This is a genomic window from Vibrio sp. 1562, from assembly GCF_033340155.1.
Classification (GTDB): domain Bacteria; phylum Pseudomonadota; class Gammaproteobacteria; order Enterobacterales; family Vibrionaceae; genus Vibrio; species Vibrio alginolyticus.
The window spans coordinates 1-741 of the sequence record NZ_JAWOVY010000288.1 but is presented as its reverse complement, the minus strand read 5'-3'; the positions used below and the strand labels follow the sequence as shown (position 1 = coordinate 741).

At 42.4% G+C, this 741-nt stretch carries 2 pseudogenes; both read left to right on the top strand.

Annotated features, from left to right (window positions below):
* Positions 1-420, top strand: a pseudogene (locus R7Z49_RS24710) (hypothetical protein); the annotation flags it as partial.
* Between the two features lie 4 nt (positions 421-424).
* A pseudogene (locus R7Z49_RS24705) lies at positions 425-741 on the top strand (hypothetical protein); the annotation flags it as partial.

Genomic DNA, 741 nt, shown 5'->3' with positions numbered 1-741 from the left:
TATCGAAGTAAAAGCGAAGCGCATGTTGACAGAAAATACCATGACAGAAAATGTAACCAAGGTGCAGCAGGCTTGTGGTAATGAAGTACTAGAAACCAATATCGATTGGGCTCAGTGGGATAATTATGATTTTTCTGAAGCTCGACTTGATAAAGTAAAAACCACAGGTTGGTTAGGTGGCCTTATTAACTACATCTATGATGATATGGTGAAGTTGTGCACGACAACTGAGCACGCAGCTTTGTATAAAGAAGAGTTTCAAAAAGTTCAAAAATCCAATTCGTAGGTCAAGATTCAGTGAATGCGAAAAAAGCGGGTTTCTCGTTAGATGAAGGTGGTAGCGTACTCAAAGTTGCCCTGAATCCAAATGCGGCTTACGACTCTTCAACGTTGAAGTACCTTAAGCAGGCATGGAACTAAAACGATGAAGAAAACGTTATTGTCGTTATTCATGGTGTCCGTCAGCTTTGCCGTGGTCGGTGAAGAAGCTCGTTACACCATGGACGACTTAAAGGCATTGAACGGCTCTAAAAATTGGAATGAGCTATTAGCGCATGCGGAAGATATTCGTCCATCTCAACGTAAAAGCGAGTGGGAAAGCCTAGTTCAAAATGCGGCGTTGGGAGCGTTTGAACACTATGTCGCATCTGGAGCAAAAGATGATGCGATTGGTCTGGGTCAGCAGTTAATCCTATCTTACCCATTTCTCTCTCAATCTAAGAGTTTTACTCAGCAGTTCTC